The sequence below is a fragment of the Amycolatopsis sp. NPDC088138 genome, assembly GCF_044741685.1.
In the GTDB taxonomy this organism is placed as follows: domain Bacteria; phylum Actinomycetota; class Actinomycetes; order Mycobacteriales; family Pseudonocardiaceae; genus Amycolatopsis.
In genome coordinates, this window is sequence record NZ_JBIUTB010000001.1 from 1,429,058 (window position 1) to 1,448,342 (window position 19,285).

The 19,285-nt window shown below is 72.4% G+C and carries 17 protein-coding genes; 6 read left to right on the forward strand and 11 right to left on the reverse strand.

The annotated features are described in order from the left end of the window. Window positions 1–156: 156 nt before the first annotated feature. Complete coding sequence (locus tag ACIOD2_RS06445) at window positions 157–1,056, reverse strand: LysR family transcriptional regulator (RefSeq protein WP_400535029.1); 900 nt, start codon at window positions 1,054–1,056, stop codon at window positions 157–159. An 81-nt stretch (window positions 1,057–1,137) separates the two neighbouring features. On the opposite strand from ACIOD2_RS06445, the gene ACIOD2_RS06450 reads away from it, so the two are divergent. From ACIOD2_RS06450 to ACIOD2_RS06460, 3 genes are read left to right on the forward strand one after another with little or no spacing between them, the layout of a single operon-like run. Beyond that, entirely contained in the window at window positions 1,138–2,466 is a 1,329-nt protein-coding gene (locus ACIOD2_RS06450) for a diaminopimelate decarboxylase (RefSeq protein ID WP_400535031.1), read from the forward strand. A 40-nt stretch (window positions 2,467–2,506) separates the two neighbouring features. Further along, window positions 2,507–4,003 (forward strand): glycosyltransferase family 39 protein, encoded by a 1,497-nt coding sequence (locus ACIOD2_RS06455; RefSeq protein WP_400535033.1) that lies wholly within the window; start codon window positions 2,507–2,509, stop codon window positions 4,001–4,003. 27 nt (window positions 4,004–4,030) lie between these two features. Then, complete coding sequence (locus tag ACIOD2_RS06460) at window positions 4,031–5,215, forward strand: 4-hydroxybenzoate 3-monooxygenase (RefSeq protein WP_400535035.1); 1,185 nt, start codon at window positions 4,031–4,033, stop codon at window positions 5,213–5,215. Here the strand turns inward: ACIOD2_RS06460 and ACIOD2_RS06465 are convergent. After that, entirely contained in the window at window positions 5,212–7,563 is a 2,352-nt protein-coding gene (locus ACIOD2_RS06465; protein ID WP_400535037.1) for an alpha-L-fucosidase, read from the reverse strand. The two genes, ACIOD2_RS06460 and ACIOD2_RS06465, sit on opposite strands and share 4 nt — an antisense overlap. A gap of 217 nt (window positions 7,564–7,780) precedes the next feature. Here ACIOD2_RS06465 and ACIOD2_RS06470 point away from each other — a divergent pair, with 217 nt between their 5' ends. Both ACIOD2_RS06470 and ACIOD2_RS06475 read left to right on the forward strand, forming a co-directional pair. Next, window positions 7,781–8,044, forward strand: a complete 264-nt coding sequence (locus ACIOD2_RS06470; protein WP_400535039.1) for a hypothetical protein — start codon at window positions 7,781–7,783, stop codon at window positions 8,042–8,044. Between the two features lie 385 nt (window positions 8,045–8,429). Beyond that, window positions 8,430–9,650, forward strand: coding sequence for an SGNH/GDSL hydrolase family protein (locus ACIOD2_RS06475; protein WP_400535041.1), 1,221 nt, complete (start codon window positions 8,430–8,432; stop codon window positions 9,648–9,650). Between the two features lie 469 nt (window positions 9,651–10,119). Here the strand turns inward: ACIOD2_RS06475 and ACIOD2_RS06480 are convergent, their stop codons facing one another. From ACIOD2_RS06480 to ACIOD2_RS06515, 8 genes are all read right to left on the reverse strand, one after another. Next, window positions 10,120–11,394 (reverse strand): MFS transporter, encoded by a 1,275-nt coding sequence (locus tag ACIOD2_RS06480; protein ID WP_400535043.1) that lies wholly within the window; start codon window positions 11,392–11,394, stop codon window positions 10,120–10,122. Further along, window positions 11,391–11,960: a GNAT family N-acetyltransferase gene (locus ACIOD2_RS06485; protein WP_400535045.1), complete on the reverse strand. Its 570-nt coding sequence runs from the start codon at window positions 11,958–11,960 to the stop codon at window positions 11,391–11,393. Before ACIOD2_RS06485 ends, ACIOD2_RS06480 begins: the two co-directional genes overlap by 4 nt. Before the next feature lie 111 nt (window positions 11,961–12,071). Then, the gene (locus tag ACIOD2_RS06490; protein WP_400535047.1) at window positions 12,072–12,650 is read right to left on the reverse strand and encodes a YbaB/EbfC family nucleoid-associated protein; all 579 of its coding nucleotides are present in this window, start codon (window positions 12,648–12,650) and stop codon (window positions 12,072–12,074) included. Next, a complete protein-coding gene (locus ACIOD2_RS06495) occupies window positions 12,647–12,991 on the reverse strand; it encodes a type VII secretion target (RefSeq protein ID WP_400535049.1) in 345 nt (114 codons plus the stop codon). Before ACIOD2_RS06495 ends, ACIOD2_RS06490 begins: the two co-directional genes overlap by 4 nt. A 4-nt stretch (window positions 12,992–12,995) precedes the next feature. Further along, window positions 12,996–15,032, reverse strand: coding sequence for a hypothetical protein (locus ACIOD2_RS06500; protein ID WP_400535051.1), 2,037 nt, complete (start codon window positions 15,030–15,032; stop codon window positions 12,996–12,998). Between the two features lie 8 nt (window positions 15,033–15,040). Further along, window positions 15,041–15,511 carry a hypothetical protein gene (locus ACIOD2_RS06505; RefSeq protein WP_400535053.1) on the reverse strand — a complete coding sequence of 157 codons (471 nt, stop codon included), beginning with the start codon at window positions 15,509–15,511 and terminating at the stop codon, window positions 15,041–15,043. Window positions 15,512–15,530: 19 nt separating this feature from the next. Further along, window positions 15,531–16,373 carry an ESX secretion-associated protein EspG gene (locus ACIOD2_RS06510; protein ID WP_400535054.1) on the reverse strand — a complete coding sequence of 281 codons (843 nt, stop codon included), beginning with the start codon at window positions 16,371–16,373 and terminating at the stop codon, window positions 15,531–15,533. Between the two features lie 181 nt (window positions 16,374–16,554). Further along, window positions 16,555–17,478, reverse strand: a complete 924-nt coding sequence (locus tag ACIOD2_RS06515) for a ketopantoate reductase family protein (RefSeq protein ID WP_400535056.1) — start codon at window positions 17,476–17,478, stop codon at window positions 16,555–16,557. A gap of 142 nt (window positions 17,479–17,620) precedes the next feature. Here ACIOD2_RS06515 and ACIOD2_RS06520 point away from each other — a divergent pair, with 142 nt between their 5' ends. Beyond that, window positions 17,621–18,532: a hypothetical protein gene (locus tag ACIOD2_RS06520; RefSeq protein ID WP_400535058.1), complete on the forward strand. Its 912-nt coding sequence runs from the start codon at window positions 17,621–17,623 to the stop codon at window positions 18,530–18,532. Here ACIOD2_RS06520 and ACIOD2_RS06525 read toward each other — a convergent pair. Further along, entirely contained in the window at window positions 18,489–19,211 is a 723-nt protein-coding gene (locus ACIOD2_RS06525; protein WP_400535060.1) for a flavin reductase family protein, read from the reverse strand. The two genes, ACIOD2_RS06520 and ACIOD2_RS06525, sit on opposite strands and share 44 nt — an antisense overlap. Window positions 19,212–19,285: the final 74 nt, after the last annotated feature.

The window sequence follows — 19,285 nt, forward strand, 5'->3', positions numbered from 1 at the left end:
CGTCCGTCCGGGTACGCGAGTCCGCGGGATGCCAGCACCATTGCACGCACCACCGAGGGCAACGCGCCCGCCCGCCACGCCAGGCCGAAGCGCCCCAGCGGCCCCCTCGTCCGCGTCGAACACTCCGCCCGGTAAGAGTGATCACTCTGATCGGGCTTAGCCGACCACCGCCGCCTGCGCGCCGGCTGCCGCAAGGTCCACAAAGGCCCGTACCACCGACGACACCGCACCCGCCCGCCAAGCCAGACCCAAGTCGATGCGCGGCACCGGTTCCTCCAGCCGCCGCAGCACCACACCACGGCGTCGCAGCGCCCGCGCCCGGTGTTCCGGGACCGCCGCGATGCCCGCGCCTTCCGCCACCGCGCGCATCAGCTGCTCGTCCTCCGGCTCCTCGCGCACGATCGGCGGGACGCCGGCCGGCCAGACCTGGGCGCTTATCGCGTCGTACTGACCCGGGCCGTTCTCGCGTGGCCAGAACACCACCGGCTCACCCGCGATCCAGGCGCGCCGCAGGCGGCCACGGCGGCGGGCCAGGTCGTGGGCGGACGGCAGGACGATCAGGACCTCCTCAGACCCGACCGCGACCACTTCGACACCCGGGTGGGTGACCGGCGGGCGCACGAAACCGAGGTCGATCTCGCCCGCCGCCAGCCGGGTCAGGTTGAGGCTCGTCCAGCCCGTCTCCAGGGCGAGTTCGACGCCCGGGAAGCGTGCGCGGTACGCCGCGACCAGGTCGCCCGCCAGCGGTCCGGGCGCCGAGCGGGTGTAGGCGATCCGGAGCCGTCCCGAGTCACCGCGGCCGGCCGCGGTGATCACGCCCCGCGCGCGCTCCAGCCGGTCCAGCAGCTCCCGGGCCTCCGCCGCCGCGACCCGGCCGGCGTCCGTCAACGCGAACCGCGGTCCCGAGCGGTCCAGCAGCGCGACGCCCAGCTCGGCCTCGAACGCGCGGATCTGCTGGCTCAACGACGGCTGCGACACGAACAGCCGGGCGGCCGCCCGGGTGAAGTGCATCTCTTCGGCGAGCACGGCGAAGTAGTGCCAGCGGCGAAGGTCCACCCCGTCATTATAGGCGCGCCCTATGCAGTCATCGGGTCCACGTCTTGGACCGGCGCGGCCTCTCGCTGCTGTGCTTGAGGCATGACCACGACCAGCGCCTCCCCGGCCCGCACCGACCGCCGGCTGCTCGCCCTCACCGCCGCGGCGGACCGGCGGCTCGTCGACCCGATGGCCGGGTTCGTCGACCTCGCCGGCCTCCGTGCGGCCGCCGAGGAGCTGACCGAGGCCTTCGCCCCGCTCGGGCACGTCCAGCACACCGTCGCCGCCAAGGCGTGCGGGCTCGCCCCGCTCCTGCGGTTCCTCGGCGACCTCGGGATCGACGCCGAGGTCGCCAGCCCGGGTGAGACGGCGGTCGCCGAAGCCGCCGGCCTCCGCGGGCCGCGGCTGGTGCTCGACTCCCCCGCCAAGACCGTGGGCGAGCTCGCGCACGCGCTGGCCGAAGGCACCGCGATCAACGCCGACAACTTCCAGGAGCTGGCCCGGCTCGACCGGCTCGTCGGCTCGGCGCCGCCCCGCTCGGTGCTGGGCCTGCGGATCAACCCGCAGGTCGGGGCCGGGCGGATCGGCGAGACGAGCACCGCGACGGCGTCGTCGAAGTTCGGCATTCCCCTGCGGGACCACGGGTATCGCGCGCTGCTGCTCGAGGCGTTCGCGCACCGGCCGTGGCTGACCCGGCTGCACGTCCACGTCGGCTCGCAGGGCTGCCCGCCCGGGCTGATGGCCGACGGGGTCGCCGCCGTGCACGCCCTCGCCGAGGAGATCAACGCCGAAGCCGGCTACCGGCAGGTCACCAGCATCGACCTCGGCGGCGGGCTGCCGGTGGACTTCACCTCGGACGAGCCGGGGCCCACCTACGCGGACTACGTCGAGACGCTGCTCGCGCGGGTCCCGGCACTCGCCGACGGGCGCTACACCTACGTCACCGAGTTCGGCCGGTCGCTGCTGGCGAAGAACGGCTTCCTGGTCAGCGCCGTCGAATACACGAAGGTCGCGGGCGGGCGGCACATCGCCGTCACGCACGCCGGTGCCCAGGTGGCCGCGCGCACGGTGCTGCAGCCGGAGCTTTGGCCGTTGCGGCTCAGCGCCTACGACGCCGCGGGCACGCCGAAGACCGGGCCCGAGGTGCCGCAGGACGTCGCCGGGCCGCTCTGCTTCGCCGGTGACCTCCTGGCCCGGGAACGGCCGCTGCCGCTGCTGGAGCCCGGTGACCTCGTCGTCGCGCACGACACCGGCGCGTACTACTTCGGCGCGCACTACGCCTACAACACCATGGCGCGCCCGGCCGTCCACGGCTTCGACATCGGCGTGGACGGCGAAGTCCGGTTCACGCCGATCCGGCGCGCGCAGTCCCTCGAAGAGCTGGTCGCCGACGCGGGCGGCGAATACGTCGGAGCGCTCCCGAACGGGTGATCCACGGCGTACGCTCCTCGCACGCCGAGGGGAGACTGCCATGGGGGCCGGTCGCGAATCCGGGTCATTGCCACGTTTTGCCGCGTTACCAGTCGGTGTCGTCGTCGCGCTCCAAGCCGTGGTGCTGACGCTGTTGTCGAGCCGCTACGGCTTCCACCGCGACGAGCTGTACTTCCTCGCCGCCGGGAAACGGCCGGCCTGGGGGTACGTCGACCAGCCGCCGATCACGCCGTGGCTCGCGCGGGCCTCGACGGCGCTGTTCGGCGAGACCCCCATGGGGCTGCGGGTCGTCGCGACCCTGCTGGCGATGGCGACCGTCGTGGTCGTCGTGCTCATCGCCCGCGAGTGCGGCGGCGGCCGCGGCGCGCAGCTGCTCACCGCGGTGGCGACGGCGCTGTCGACGTACGTGCTGGTCGTCGCGCACATGCTCGCGACCAACACCGCGGACATGCTGCTGTGGTCGCTGATCGCCTTCTTCGGCCTGCGGCTGCTGCGCACCGGCGACGGGCGGTGGTGGCTCGCGGTCGGCGCGGCGGCCGGGCTCGGCATGATGAACAAGTGGCTGGTGCTGCTCCTGCTGTCCGGGCTCGGCATCGGCGTGGCGGTCGCCGGGCCGCGCCGCGTGCTCCGGACCTGGTGGCTCGCCGCGGGCATCGGCGTCGCCGCCGTGCTGACCGCGCCGGTGGTGCTCTGGCAGGCGTCGCACGGCTGGCCGATGCTCACCGTCGCGAGCGGGATCAGCGAGGACGACGGCGTGGAGAACCGCGTGCTGTTCGTGCCGATGCAGCTGGTCTACCTGTCGCCGGTGCTGGTGCCGGTGTGGATCGCCGGGCTGCTCCGGCCGTGGCGCGACGCCGGGGTGCGCTGGGCCCGTGCACTGGCCATCGCGTACCCGGTCGTCTGCGTGGAACTGCTGGCGCTGGGCGGGAAGCCGTACTACTCGGTGCCGTTGCTGCTGCCGCTGGTCGCGCTCGGCGCCGAACCCGCGGTGCGGTGGCTCGCCCGGACCGGGACGGTGGCGCGGGCGCTGACCGGCGTGGCGGCCGCGGTGTGCGTGGTGGTGTCCGTCCTCATCGGACTCCCGGTGCTCCCGGCCCCGGCGCTGGGCCCCGTTCTGGCGGTGAACAAGGAATCCGGCGAGCAGGTCGGCTGGCCGGAGTTCGCCGACACGGTCGCGGCGGCGTGGGCGCAGGTCCCGGACAAGGACACCGCGGTCATCCTCGCCGGCAACTACGGTGAGGCCGGCGCGCTCGAGTACTACGGGCCCGAACGCGGGCTGCCCCAGGCGTACTCACCGCACATGTCCTTCGCCGACTGGGGACCGCCGCCGGACCGGCTGGTCGGACCGGTGCTGCTGATCGGCCGGCTCGAACGCGGCTCCCCCGCGTCGCGGCTGATCACCGGCTGCCGGCCGGTGGTGATGCACCACAACGCCGAAGGCATCGACAACGACGAGGACGGCGTCACCGTCTCGGTGTGCGCCACGCTGACCCGGCCGTGGTCGGCCGCATGGCCACAGCTACGGCACTTTTACTGATTTGCCCGGTTCGCTACGCTCGGGCGCATGGTGGCGACGCGCACGGCGGTGGTCGTGGTGGGGGCGGGTCCGGCCGGGTTGACGCTGGCGAACCTCTTGCGGCGCGCGGGGATCGCCTGCGTGCTGCTCGAGGAACAGAGCCGGGCGTTCATCGAGCAGCGGCCGCGGGCCGGGTTCATCGAAGAGTGGGCGGTCCGCGGGCTCGAAGAACGCGGCCTCGGCGAGCAGCTCGTCGCGAAGGCGCCACGGCACGAGAAGTTCGAGTTCCGGTTCGCCGGGCGGCGGCACGCCTTCAACTACGGCGACGTCACCGGGCAGCGGCATTTCGTTTACCCGCAACAACTCCTGGTGACCGACCTCGTCGCGCAGTACACCGACGCCGGCGGCGAAGCGGTCTTCGAAGTCGGCGACGTCCGGCTGCACGACCTGACGTCGGACTCGCCGGCGGTGACATTTCGGACCGCCGGCGGCGAGCACCGGATCGAGTGCGACTTCGTCGCCGGGTGCGACGGCGCCCGCGGCGTCTCGCAGGGCCACCTCCCGGCGGAATCGACGGTGAAAGCGCACCACGACTACGGGATCGGCTGGCTGGCCCTGCTCGCGGAGGCGCCGCCGTCGGCCGACGGCGTGCTCTTCGGCATCCACCCGCGCGGGTTCGGCGCGCACATGGCCCGCACGCCGGACGTCACGCGGTTCTACCTGCAGACGGCGGCGGGCGAGACCGAAGCCGACTGGCCCGACGAGCGCGTCTGGCGGGAGCTGCAGGCCCGGCTGGCGGTACCGGACGGCCCGATCACCGAGGGACGGCTGATCGAGAAGCGGATCCTCGACATGCACAACTACGTCGTGGAGCCGATGTCGCACGGCCGCCTGCACCTGGCGGGCGAGTCGGCGCACCTGGTCGCGCCGATCGCGGCGAAGGGCATGAACCTCGCGCTGCACGACGCGTTCCTGCTCGCCGAGGCGATCCAGGCGCACTACGCCGGGGATCCGTCGCGGCTGGCCGGCTACTCGGCGGCCTGCCTGCCCCTGGTCTGGCAGTACCAGGAGTTCTCGCTGTGGCTGTCCGACATCTTCCACCAGACCGCCGCCACGACGGAGAACCCGTTCCTCGCGCGCATCGCGGAAGCCCGGATGCGCCGGCTGCTGGGTTCCCCCGCCGCGGCGGCGGCGTTCGCGGAGCTGTACATCGGCAGCAACGCCGACTTCTAAGCCCAGGCGATCTTGAACACCCAGGCGAAGCGGCCGGACTGGCGGGCGGCCGCCGGGACGTCGATCACCAGCGAGCCGTTTTCGACGCTCCAGTGCAGGTTCCCGCGGTAGCCGAGCAGCGTGACGCGGTCACCGGTGCGGATCGGGACCGGGGCGTCGACCACCAGCCTGCTGCCCGGGGCGGCGAGCGAGTGCACGTAGAACGCCTCGTTCTGCTTCACCGTGAACCGCAGGTCGCCCAGCTGCGCCATCCGTGACCAGTACGTCGTGCCGTAGATCGCCTCGCCGTTGACCTTCAGCCACGCGCCCGCGTCCCGCAGGTGCTGCTGCATGACGGCCGGGATGGTGCCGTCGAAGTCCGGGCCGATGTCGAGCAGGAAGTTGCCGTTCTTCGACACGATGTCGACGAGCGTGCGGACGACCTCCTCGGCGGTCATGTACTTGTCGTCCGGCGTCGCGCGGTTGTAGCCGTAGGAGAACGGGTCGAGGCCGCGGCTCGACTCCCACTTCGCCACCACCGTGTTCGGGTACGTCGTGTACTCGGGCGTGGTGAAGTCGTGGTCCGGGATGCCGCCGCGGTCGTTGTAGGTGACGTCCTTGGGGTACCTGCGGTTCTTCGCGTGGTTGAAGTACTCCGTCAGCACGTTCCGGCTGTCGTTGTCGCCGCCGATGTCGAACCACAGCACGTCCGGGTCGAACTCCGAGATCAGCTCGAGCACCTGCGGCGCCTGGTAGTCGCGGACGAAGTCCTTGCCCGCCGTGTACCCGGTGTAGGGCAGCGGTGCGCCGCTGTACGGATTCCGCGGCGCGTGGCCCATCCACGGGTTGTCGGGGTTGAACCACTCCGGCAGCGAGAAGTACAGGCCGTTGCGCAGCTGTGGGGTGTACTTGCGCGACGCCGCGAACAACTCGGCGATGACGTTCCTCCGAGGGCCGAGCTTCACGGCGTTGCGGTCACTGACCTTGGTGTCCCACAAGGCGAAACCGTCGTGGTGCTTGGACGTCAGGACGTAGTACTCGGCACCCGCGTCCGCGATCAGCTTCAGCCAGGAACGCGGGTCGAACTTCTTCGCGGTGAACATCGGGATGAAGTCGTCGTAGACGAAGTTCTCGCCGTACTTCTGGGCGTGGTAGGCGTAGGTCGCGCCGTTGGGGTCCTGCTGGTTCTGCCAGTACCACTCGGCGTACTGCTGCCCGACCGGCGCCCACGCGGGCACCGCGTACACGCCCCAGTGGATGAAGATGCCGAACTTGCTGTCGTTGAACCAGTACGGCGCGCGGTGCGTCGACAGCGACGCGTCGGTCGGCCGGAAGTCCGGGATCCCCAGCGTGACCGGCACCTGCTGGGTGGCGAGGGTGCCGCGCCCGGCCGTGACGCGGAGCTGGCCGGTCGTGGTGGTGCCGGGCGGGACGGAGGCGTTCGGCGCGAGGCCGAGCCGGACCGTCGCCTGCTCCCCCGGCGCGAGCGCGCGGATGGTCGCCGGGACCGTCGTCCGGCCGCCGGGGACGTCGAGGGTGACCGAGACGCGGTCGCGGGCACCGAGCCAGACCGTGCCCGCGTTGACCACGGTCGCCTCGGCGGCCTGCGGACCGCCGTCGGTCAGCAGGTTCGCCGTCGACCGGCCGTCCAGCACCAGCGCCGACCGGCCGACCGCGACGGGCTGCAGGGTGAGCGCGAAGACGTGCAGGCTCGAGACGTTGGGCGCGGGCGCCGCGGTGGTCGGCAGCGTCAGCGCGACGGCGTCGCGGGCCGGGTCGACCCAGACCTGGCCGGTGGCCAGGGAAACCGGGTTGGTGTCGACGACCCCGCCGGGCGCGTAGCGGAACGGCGAGACCAGCGCGCCGTTGCCGGTGTACCAGTCCGGGCCGGACAGGGAGCCGGCGCTCGTGCTGCCGTCGGCGTAGTGCACGGTCGCCGTGCCGCCGGTGGTGCCGTAGCTCGCGGCGACCAGGAAGTACGCGACGAAGTAACGCCCCTTCGGCAGGTCGATCTTCTGGCCGGTGGCGACGACGTTGTTCTTCGCCCCGGCGGCCGCGGACCCGAGCCGGAACGGCACGCCGCCGACGGTCGTGGTCTGCCCGGCCGGCAGGCCTTCGGCCGGGAAGGTGTAGCCGGAACCGTCGAAGTCGCCGCCGGTGGCGGACGCGCTGTCGATGCCGTCGTTGGAGAACCAGGTGTCGAGCGGGACCGGGACGGGCGGCGGGGGCGGGACGATCGGGGTGCCGGGCGTGTCACCGGCGGCGTCGACGGGCACGGCGGCGCCCGCGGGCGTCAGGCCGGCCGCACTCAGAGCCACGGCGGCTCCGGCGGCCATGCCGAGGGCTTGACGGCGGGGGAAGGTCGTCACTGAACCTCCAGGGATCGGATGAGTACGGGCAGACTGGCCCCCCAGTGGGCCGATCTGTGGTCAGTGGAGCTGATTCATCCGATGACTGACCCTGCTCGTCCGCCTTCGCCGTGTCAAGAGGCTCGATCAAAGTGAACCGGGCTCGCGTACTGCGCGTATTCCTCAGTGACGAGCTGCAGCACTCGCACCAGAACCAGCCGGACCGAGAGGCCAGACCATGTCCACCCACCCGAGCGCGCTGAGCCGACGCGCGATCGCCATGCTCAAGGCGGTCGGCGACGGCCGCGCGGAGCTCCGCTGCAGCTGCGAACCCGACCTCCGCGTCGACGGACTGTCGTGCTGCGACCAGAACACCGCCCACGACCTCGCCCGCGCCGGACTGGTCCGCGCCGCGACGCCGGTCGCGCCGGGCCAGTGGTCGCCCGCCGTACTCACCGATGCCGGTCACCGCGCGCTGGGCGTGTTCCCCGCCGCCGCCTGACACTCGAAACGCCGTGAAGGCCACCTTGAGGGACTCAGAGTCCCTCAAGGTGGCCTTCACGGCGTTTCGCGGCTGCACCAGGAGAATTCCGGCCAATCCGCGGTTCCCGCTGAACCACCCCGCGGCGGCAGCCGTGCTTCGGGTGAGGGCGTTCTCGCACACGCCCTCCGGGGTCGCCACGATGCAACGATCCGGGGCCAGCCTCCGCCTCGATCGGGACCGGGCACTCCGGCGAGCGGCCGTCGCGGCAACGGCCACCTCGCACGGACCCGCCCGGCATCCCCAGAATCCCGGGCGGGTCCGTCCCCGGCTGTCCGGGATCTTGTCCGGTTTGCTCACCTGATCAGCGGTCCCCCACTCGGCGCAGGCGGGCGACCGTGGGTGCATGCGACGCTTCCTGGCCGTGAGCGCGGCCGTCCTGACGGGATTCGGCCTCCTCACGACGTCCGGCAGCGCGAACCCGGAAAGCGCTGTCCCGGTGCTCGCCGAGCACGCCGTCGGCGGCTGGACCGGCACCTGGGCCGCGGCACCCGCGTCCGGCGTGGCGAACACCCCGGACGGCTACCCCGGTTACTCGATCCGCAACGTCGTGCACACCAGCGTCGGCGGCGGCCGGGCCCGGATCCACCTCTCGAACGCCTTCGGCACCAGTGCCGTGACGTTCGGGCACGTCACCGTCGCGGTCCAGGCGAACGGCCCGGACGCCGTGCCCGGCACCCTGCGGTCGCTGACGTTCGGCGGCGCGGCGAGCGCCGTCGTGCCGAACGGCGCCGAGGTGCTGAGCGACCCGGTGAACCTGCGGGTCCCGGCGGACGCGAATCTGCTCGTGACGACCTACATGCCGACGAAGTCCGGGCCGGTCACCTATCACCCGGCCGCGTCGCAGACGTCGTACTTCACCCGGGCCGGCGACTTCACCGCCAGCGAGTCGGGCGCCCCCTACAACGAGCAGACGTCGGTGTGGCACTACGTGTCCGGAGTGGACGTCCAGGGCAGCGCCGAGGCGACGGTGGTGACGCTCGGCGACTCGATCACCGACGGCGTCGGCTCGACCGCCGGAGCCAACCACCGCTGGCCGGACTACCTCGCCGACCGGCTGCACGGCCGTTTCGGCGTGCAGAACGCGGGCATCAGCGCCAACCGCCTCCTGCTCGACGTCCCCGGCAGCGGCGCGGGCCAGAACGCGCTGTCCCGCTTCGACCGCGACGTGCTCGGCGTCGGCGGCGTGCGGACGCTGATCGTGCTGGAGGGCATCAACGACATCCAGCAGGACCCGCACCAGACCGACCCGAACGCGATCACGTCGGCCTACCGCCAGCTGGTCGCGCAGGCCCACGCCCGCGGCATCCGCGTCCTCGGCGGCACGCTGACCCCGTTCAAGGGCTGGGCCGTCTACGACGAAACGCTGGAGGCCACCCGCACGGCGGTGAACCGGTTCATCCGCACGAGCGGGGTGTTCGACGGAGTGGTCGACTTCGACGCGGCGGTCCGCGACCCGGCCGACCCGCTGCGGATGCTGCCGGCGTACGACTCGGGCGACCACCTCCACCCGGGCGACGCGGGCTACGAGCGGATGGCGGCCGCGGTCCGGCTGGACCGGCTGTGATCACTCACGCGGGGTAGGGACCGCCACCCGGCCGACCCCGATACGCACGCGGGTGATCTGACACTCCGGCGACGGGGCTAAGAACGCATCGCCGCCGCAGTCCGGCCGGATCCACTCACGCGAGGTGGAAACCGCCACCTAGGGCGAACTACGGCAGACGTCTCGGCACCGTACACGACGTCGACGCGGCGGTCCGCCCGGCCGACCCCCTGCGCACGCGGGCGACCACCTCCACCCCGGCGACGCGGGCCAAGAGCGGATGGCCGCGCGGTCCGGCTGTGATCACCCGCGCCGGGTAGAGACCGCCATCCGACACGGGGCACGCCGGCCAGCACCACAAACGACTTCAACGCGATAGTCTCGCGACCCAGCAGACCCGCTCTGGATGCTGCCCGCCTACGACTCCGCCAGGCCACCCCTGCCCTGGCGACGCGGCTAAGAACGCGTCGCCGCGGCGGACCGGCTGTGATCACTCACGCGGGATGAAGATCACCGCCACCAGGCTCAGCACCGCCACTCCCACCAGATAAAGCGAGACCGAGAACGACGTCCCGGTCGAGGTCTGCAACGCCGTCGCGATCAGCGGTGCGAAGCCACCGCCCAACACCGCGCCCACCGCGTACGAGAACGACGCCCCGCTGTAGCGGTAGCGCGGCTCGAACAGCTCCGCGAACAACGCCGACTGCGGCCCGTACGTCGCGCCCAGGCCGATGTTCAGCACCACCACCGCGACGATCAGCCACACCGCCTGGCGGGTGTCGACCAGCAGGAAGAACGGGATCGGCCAGACCACCAGCAGCACCGAACCCCAGAGGTACACCGGTTTCCGCCCGACGCGGTCGGACCACGCCGCCGTCACCAGGATGCTCACCAGCCACGTCACGCTGCCCACGATCACCACCACCAGCAACGTGGTGCGGTCGATCTTCAGCACGGAAGTGCCGTAGGACAACAGGTACGCCAGGAAGATGTAGCCGATCGCGGTGTTCGCGATGAAACTCCCCGACGCGACCAGCAGCGCCCGCGGCCGCTCGCGGAAGACGTCGACGATCGGACGCCGGCTGCGCGCCGCCGACTCCCGCAGGCTCGCGAACACCGGGCTCTCCTCGATCCGCAGCCGGATCACCAGGCCGACGCCGACGAGCACGATGCTCACCAGGAACGGCACCCGCCAGCCCCACGACGCGAACTGGGCGTCGGTCAGCGACTTGCCGAGTACGAAGAACACCAGCTGCGCGAGGATCAGCCCGGCCGGGACGCCGATCTGCGAGAACGCGCCGTAGCGGCCGCGCCGCCCTTCCGGCGCGTGCTCGACGGCCATCAGCGCCGCGCCGCCCCACTCGCCGCCCGCGCTCAGGCCCTGCAGCAGCCGCAGCACCACCAGCAGGATCGGCGCCCACACGCCGATCGCGCTGTAGGTCGGGAGCAGGCCGACACCGACCGTCGCCACGCCCATCACGAGCAGGGACAGCACCAGCATCGCCTTGCGGCCGGCGCGGTCACCGAAGTGCCCCCACAGGATCCCGCCGACCGGGCGGGCCAGGAAGCCGACGCCGAGCGTCGCGAACGAGGCCAGCGTGCCGGACGCGGGTGAGAGCGTCGTGAAGAACAGCTTGCCGAACACCAGCGCGGCCGCGGTGCTGTAGATGAAGTAGTCGTACCACTCGATCGTGGTCCCGATGGCGCTGGCCACGGCGACCCGCCGCAGCTGCCCGGGCGAGGTGGGCACCGCCTGCGTGCTCACGCGCCGGCCAATGCCGCCGCCGGAACCAGGTCCTCGGCCAGCAGGTCCATCAGCAGCCCGTCGTGCCAGCTGCCGTCCGGACCGCGCTCGTAGGAGCGCATCGTGCCGACCGGCCGGAAGCCGAGGGCCTCGTAGAGCTTGATCGCGGCCTTGTTGTCCGCGGCCGGGTCGATCACCAGCCGGTGGTGCCCGCGCACCGTGAACAGGTGCCCGGCCAGCGCCCGGATGGCGTCCGAGCCCAGGCCGTGCCCCTGGAAGTCCGGGTGCACGGCGATGTCGATGCCGGCGTGCCGGTACTGCGGGTCGGCCTCCTCGAACGCCAGTTCGATACCCACGACGACCGTGCCCGTGACGTCAGTGCCCGTGACGTCGTCGTGTTCGATCGCGTAGGTCGTGGTGCCCTCGTCGGGGTCCAGCAGATAGGACACCTGGGCGGCCACCGGCTCCTCGGCGTCGGCCCACCAGCGGGCGACGTCGGGATGCGACAGGATCTCCTCGAACCGGGCGGCGTCCGTGACTGCGGCGGGCCGCAGCCGGACACGGCTTCCGGTGATCAGGCCGGTCATCGGCCCAGTGTCGACCTCGGAAAGGCCGCTGTCGACCGCCGGAAGGACCGGTAAGTCGCGTCCTGGTCCGCTTCGGGGGCCGAGTGGCCCCCGAAGCGTCGGCGAATCAGCTCACCAAGGGTTGTTGTCCTGCTCGTCCGGGTCGCTGCCCGGACGACGGCCCGGCGGCGGCGAAGCCGGCGGGGCTGCCGACGCCGGCGGGACCGCGGCGCCCCCGGCCGGGGCGGGCGGCACGGGCGGCGGGCCCGGAGCCGGCGGCACAGGCGGGTCGTCGGGCTCGTCCGGGTCGGGGAACCGGCCGCGGAGCGAGTCGAGCAGGGCCGTGCGGGTGTCGCGGTCCTCGTCGCCGAGGTTCTCGGCCATCACGCCGGCCACGCGCTCGGCGATGCCGGACTGCGCGCGGCGCATCGTGGTGAGGATCGCCCGCGACAGCTCCTCCAGCGGGAACGACTTGACCTTGTTCGAGAACGTCAGGTCGGTGACGGTGCCGTCCGCGCCGACGGTGACGCTGACCGCGCCGTCGCCGCTCGTGGCGGTCAGCCGCAGCCGTTCGGTCTCCGCCTGGGCCGCCTGGTAGCGCTCGGCCTTCGCTGCGAACCCGGCCGCCCAGTCGTCCATCCGGCGGATCGCCTCGTCGGGGTCCCGCATCAGGTCCCCGAGACCCGCGTTCGAGCCGTTCGGGCTCGTCATGCCTTCACCTTCTCTTCAGCAGATCGCGGTGAGGCCGAGAGCTGGCGCTCGAACGGCTGCGTGTTGTTCTCTTCGCCGTCACGGTAGGACTGCGCGGCCGTCCGGACGTTGTCCGACAGCCCTGTCACACCCTCGATCGACGCCTTGAGCGTGTCCTGCGCCTGCTCACCCGTCGGCCGGATGATCGGCGGCAGGAACGCGCACAACAGCCCGTACGCGTGGTCCGACATCGCCGAATCCGACGCGGAGACCGCCGTGTTCAGCCGGTCCACCAGACCGTCGACGTGACTCGCGTGCGCCACCAGGTCATCCGAGTCGACCTCGAAGCCGCCCGCTGTCATGTGCTCACTTCCAATCCTGGTTCTTCCAGTCACCGATCACCGGCGGCGCCACGACCTGCTCGCCGTCGAAGAAGTTCGGGTCGTCGTTCTCGACGTAGTCGGCCGACTTGTGTTCCTTGTCGTCTTCCTTCTTACCGCCCTTGGCACCGGCGCCCATGCCGCCCATGCCCGGGGAGCCCGGCGCACCGGCCTTGCCCGCGCCGGACGCCGCGTTGCGCGCCGCCAGCGCTTCGGCCTCCGCGGCCGCACCGGACGCGGCACCGCCGCTGAGGTTGCCGGGCGCACCGCCGCGCAGTCCCGCGCCGCCGGCCCCGGCCCCGCCGGTACCGCCGCCGATGCCACCGAGGGACCCGCCCCCGGCGCCGCCGCCACCGAGGCCGCCGAGGCGGCTCGCGATGCTTTCGCCGTTGATGCCGCCGCCGCGGCCGATCGTCGGCATCTTGCCGACGCCACCGCCGCCGATGCCGCCGGAGCCGCCGAGCCCGCCGGTGCCGGTGGGCAGTCCGGTGATCGGGTCGATGCCGGGCGGGGTGAAGCCGCCGCCGATGCCGCCCAGCCCGCCGCCGCGGACGCCGCCGCTGCCGCCCGGGATGTCGGGAACGCTGAACGACGGCGGGGTGTACCCGCTGCCGCCGCCCGTGCCGCCGCCACCGCCGCCGATGCCGGAGGGCGAGAAGCCGGACGACGTCGTCGAGTCGTCGAAGCCCGGCACCGAGGAGCCCGGGATGCCCGCGCCGCTGAAGCTGCCGCCGCCGGGGGTCTCCGGCATGTCGAAGTTGGGCGGGGTGAAGCTCCCGCCACCGCCGCCGCCGGACCCACCCGCGCCGCTGCCACTGCCGCCGCCCGGGATCCCGCTGCCGGAGAAGCCGGAGCCACCGGCACCGGAGCCGCCGCCCGGGATGCCCGCGCCGCCGTACCCGCCGCTGCCGCCGGCGCCGCTGCCGCCGCCGATGGGCTTTCCGGTGGCCGGGTCGATGGGCAGGCCGGTGGCCGGGTCGATCGGGAAGCCGGTGGCCGGGTCGATCGCGGGCGAGCCGTTGGCCGAAGCCGCCGGGAGCCGCGCGAGCGACGGGTCGGTGCTGCCGTTCGGGTCCAGCTGGCCGTTCGGGAGGGTGCGGCCCATCAGGCCCTGCCCGCCGCTGGACGACTGGGGGGTGCCCATCGTGCGGGCGCTCGCCGTCGCGGTCGGCAGCTTCGGCGGGGCCGGGAACTTCGGCGTCGCGACCGCGGCGCCGATGGTCTGGTCGTACTGGGTCATGATCTGCGCGGCGTGCTCCCGCGCGACCTGCTGGGCCCGGTAGGTCTGGATCGCCTCGCCGGCCGCCGACGCGTACTGCACCGGGTCGGTCATCGACTGCAGCTTCTGGTTGGTGGCCTGCAGGTCGAACTGCACCGGCGGGTTCGCGGACATCTGCCGCTGCGTCTCGTTCAGCGCCTGCGAGTGGATCTCCTGCTGGCGGCCGGCGAGCGTCGCGCCCTGCGCGGTCGCGCCCAGCCACTTGCCGACCCCGGCGAGGTGCTCGCGGACGGCGTCACCGGCGTCACCCTGCCAGTTGCTCGTGCTCGCGGTGATCGAGTCCGCCAGGGTCTTCTGGTGCGTGCCGAGGTCGCTGCCGACCGACACCCACTCCTCCGACGTCTCCGCGACGGTCGCCGGGTTGGCGTCCAGCGTGATGGCGTCGACCATCTGCTCGTGGCTGGCGTTGTTCCACAGCATGTGCGGCGGCTCGCCGGTCTCGCGCATGGCCAGGCCCTCGTCGAGCCCGTTCTTCGCGCTGTCCAGGTGCTGCTGGTACAGCTCCTGGATCTTCTTGTCGCGCAGCACCGGGTCGACGGCGGGGCCGAGCCAGCCGGCCCGGATCTCGTCGTCGATCTGCTGGGTGGCCATCTCGCGGATCTCGTCGCCCGAGGGCGTGTCGTCGGTCTTCAGCGGCCCGACGTAGTACTTCGACGACGAGTCCGCCGTCGGGTCGTACAGCGGGCTGCGGCGGTTGTAGTCCGGGGACGACGGGTCCGACACGGACTCGGCGGTGGCTGCCACGGTCTCCCTCAGCTCTGGTCGGCGGACGGGAGCGCGACGATCGTGGCCCGCGTCTCCTCTTCCCGTGACTGGTAGTTCTGCTTGGCCAGCTTGATGGCCTCGATGTAGGTCGGGAACTCCTGCCGCGCGGCCTGGAGCTGGGTGACCAGGCCGTGGTCGTCGGCCGCGGTGTTCACCATGTGGCCCGAGACCCACATGCCGACCGCGGTCCGGCTGAGCGCCGGCTTGTCGTTCAGCCGCTGCAACGCCGACCAGCGCGCCTCCAGCGACTCGAGCACGCCTTCGAGCGACTCGATCAGCCGGTTGCCCGTGGTGTCGTCGACCGCGAAGCTGCCGCTCTGGGCGAGCCGCTTCAGCTGGGCGCCGGCGAGGCCGACGCGCACCGCGGACATCGCCTGCAGTTGCGGGGTGGCGTCCGCGGTCGCGAACTGGGCCGCTTGGAGCGCGTCAGTGGTCGCCGCCGTCGCGTCATCGGTCATCAGAAGGGTTCCTTCCCGGTCAGTAGACCGCAGCGATCGCGTCACGGATGGCGCGCGCCAGCTCGGCGCGGCCCGCGGGCACGTATTCGGCCGCCAGCTCGCCGGCGTCACCGGTCCTGGTGCGCACGAGGTAGCGGCCGTCGGCGGTGTCGAGCCAGCTCAGCGGGTTGCCCGAGAGGCGCTCCCCGCGGCGGCTCTGCGCGGTGACGGCGATGTGGCCGCCGCCGAGGCGCGGCTCGGCGAGCACGCGCTCCAGCACGGCGACGTCGGACGGTGTCGGGGCCGGCGGGCGGCGGCCCGGCCGCACCACCGCCTTCACCTCGATCATGCCGAAGGCGTCGGTCTCTTCTTCTTCGAACTCCGCGTCGGCGCGCCGCTTGGCGGTCATCGCCGAGACCTCGCGGCCGGCGGCGCGGTGCACGACGTGGCGGCCGGTGGTCGCGGCGGGCGCCGGGGGCAGCACGCCGGTGACGACCTCCACCAGGTCCTCGTCCGCGAAGAGCGAGAACAGCAGCTCGTCGTTGTCCGGGGCCTGCGTGATGCCGAGCGCCTGCGCGCCGTCGGTGACCACGAGGACCGCGACGTCGGCGCCGAGGCCGTCGATCCCGGTCACCGCGACCGAGACGCGGGGTTCCGCCAGCAGCTCGAAAGCCGTGCGCACACCCGGGTGCAGCTCTCCCGAGACCGAAAGACGCCGCTCCTCGAGCGCGTCGTAGACCTGCCGGGCGACGTGCACGAACCGCACCGGGTCCGCCGGGAGGTGCCCGGCCCGCAGTGGGTACCGCCGGACGTCGCCACCGGTCGCCTGCCCGACAACCAGGGCTTCGACGACCTCGAGGACGAACTCGAACCTGTCCGCCATTTCCCCTCGCCCGATTCCACTCAGTAAAAGCTCGAACGCCGAACATTCAAGACGTCAAACCTTCAAGCAAGTTCCCTTACGAAGAGTAGCAGTGCGGCTTGAACGGGGTTCGGCGCCGCCACCCGGATGCCCGAAAGACCACGATGCCTGTCCCTGGCGGGCAAAGGCCCGCCGTGGCCACTCACCCGGCCCGGTGGTTGTACACCCGGAGCTGCAGGGTGACGAGGTCCAGCAGGGGCACGGAAACGCCCAGCTCACGGGCACGCGCGGTGAGATCGCCGAAGATCTGGTCCCCCTCGACCGGGTGACCGCCGAGAAGGTCGCGATAGAGCGAAGAACCACCCGTTCCGGGGTCGGTCACCGTTCGGCGTGTCGTCTCGAGGTCCGCGGCGGGCACCGGGTGTCCGGCGGCCTCGGCGACAGCCGCGGCCTCCGCCACGACCGCCTCGGCGAACGCCGCGCCGCCGGGCACCGCGACGACGTCGCCGGTCGTGCCGCGCATCAGCGCGTTCACCCCGCCGATCGACGCGATGAACACCCACTTCGCCCACATGGCACCGGTGATCGCGTCGTCGCGGGCGGCCGGGAACCCGGCGCCGGTCAGCGCCGCGTCCACGTCGGACAGCCGCGGCGGGACGGGTTCGGCACGGGCGCCGTAGGTGAGGTTCTGCAACGGACCGAGACGTCGGATGTCACCGTCGTCGTCCACCGTGGTCACGACCTTGGCGACCCCGCCGAGGACCGCGGCTTCACCGAAGCGCGCGGCGAGGGTGCCGATGTGCGCCAAACCGTTGAGGAACGGCAGGATCAGCGTCTCCGGGCCGACCGCGGGCGCGAAATCGTCGATGGCGCTCCTCAGCGCGGTCGCCTTCACCGCGAGCAGCACGAGGTCGTAGGTTTCGTCCAGGGCCCCGGTTTCGACGATCGGCGGCTCGAGCACGGTCTCCTCGCCGAGCCCGACGATCCGCAGGCCGCGCTCCCGCAGCAGTTTCGCCCGGCCCGGCCGGACCAGGAACGTCACGTCCCGGCCCGCCTGCAGCAGCCGGCCGCCGAAGTACCCGCCGGTCGCACCGGCACCCACCACCAGGATCCGCAAGTCGCTCACGCCCGCGACGGTACGCCCGGCGCCTGACGGTGTCCCAGCCACTGACCGGCGCCCGGTCGGCCACAGCGTCCGCACAGCAAGACACAGCCAACCGACAGGTGAAATCCGCCGTCGAACGGGCACCGCGGGGCGTTGACCAGGCATGGGAAGACCGATCCGGCGCCTGGGCCTCGCCGCCGCGCTCACCGCGACCCTGTTCGTCGCGGCCTGCGGGCAGGCGGTCGCTCCCGCCGCGCAGACCACGACGGCGACGCCGGACCCGCCCCAGGACACCGAGGTCGGCCCGCCCACGCCGACCACGTCCCAGGTCCCCTACCCCGACCTGTCCGGCGTCGCGGGCGGTGTCGCGGACGCCGTGGCGGCCGCTTCGCGCGGTACGGACGTCGGATTCGTCCTGTTCGACCGGGAATCCGGGAAGGAACTGGCCTCGCTCAACCGCGACACGCCGTACTACACCGCTTCGGTCGTCAAGCTGCTGATCGCGATCGACGAGGTGCGCGACGAGAACGGCGGCTGGGCGCTGCCGGACGCCGCCGACGTCGACGACCTCACCGACATGCTCTCGGGCAGCAACGACGCGATCGCCTCGGAGCTCTGGGAACGCAACGGCGGCAACGAGATCGTCACCCGCACCGCGGCGCTGATCGGCCTCACGAACACGACGCCGCCGGCCGACCCGACCCAGTGGGGCATGGCGAAGACGAGCGCCGCCGACGTCGTCGCGACGTATGAGTTCCTCGAGGACACCGTGCCCGACGACGTCGCGCAGCCGCTGCTCACCGCGCTCGGCGACGCCCGCAACCCGGCCGACGACGGCTGGGACCAGTACTTCGGCATCCCGGACGGGCTGCCGGGCACGTCGTGGCAGATCAAGCAGGGCTGGATGATCCTGCGCAACGCGCTGGTCCTGAACACCACGGGTGTGGTCAACAACCGCTACGTCGTCGTGCTGCTCACGCAGCAGCCGCTGATCAGCTCGGCGAAGGGCCGCGCCGCGGTGACGGCGGGGATCACGACACTCGCTCCCCTGCTGAAGCAGCTGAGCGCGACGTGACGCTCCGGGCGCGATCGATGTCGGGGCCGCGGTAAAGCCGTTCCGGGATCCGGGCCAGCGTCGAGGGGTGGACCTGCGGGCCGAGGCCGTACAGCTTCTGGAAGCTCATGATCAGCGGCCGCCAGGCGTCCGGGTCGATCCGGTCGTCGCTGCCGGGCAGCCGGATCTCGTCGTGCACGAAGACCCGCTGCACCCGCACCTCGATCGCGACGATCCCGCCGCGCTGCCGCTCGTCGGCGTCGGCGACCGGGTGCACGGCCTCGACGACCGCCTCCATCGCGACCGGGCACTCGGCGACGCGCGGCGGCGCCACGGTCTCCGACGGCACCGGCGTCAGACCGGCCCGCTCGAACTTCTCCGCGATGTGGAAGTACCCGCGCTTCTGCTTCCCGTCCGGCACGGGGTCCGAGCCGGTGGTCATGGCGAGCCGGTCGACGTGCGCGGCGAGGGCGTCCGAAGGCAGGTTGAGCACGCACTCGCGGGTGCGCAGGAGGTTGTGGGTGGTGTGCGAACGCGCGCTGAGCCCGAGCATCGCGCGCCAGCCGAGCCAGAACGCCGACGACATCGGGGCGAGGTTGGCCGAGCCGTCCTCATTGGAGCTGGAGATCAGCACCACCGGGGTGCCGAAGTAGAGGATTCCGGGCTCGATGGCCGAGTGCGCAAGGGTTTCCGTCTTCACACGGTCCATCGTCGCGCCCCGGCCACCCCCGTCGCTGGCGGGAATCAGCCGTCGCGATCAAAGCCGTGAATGGC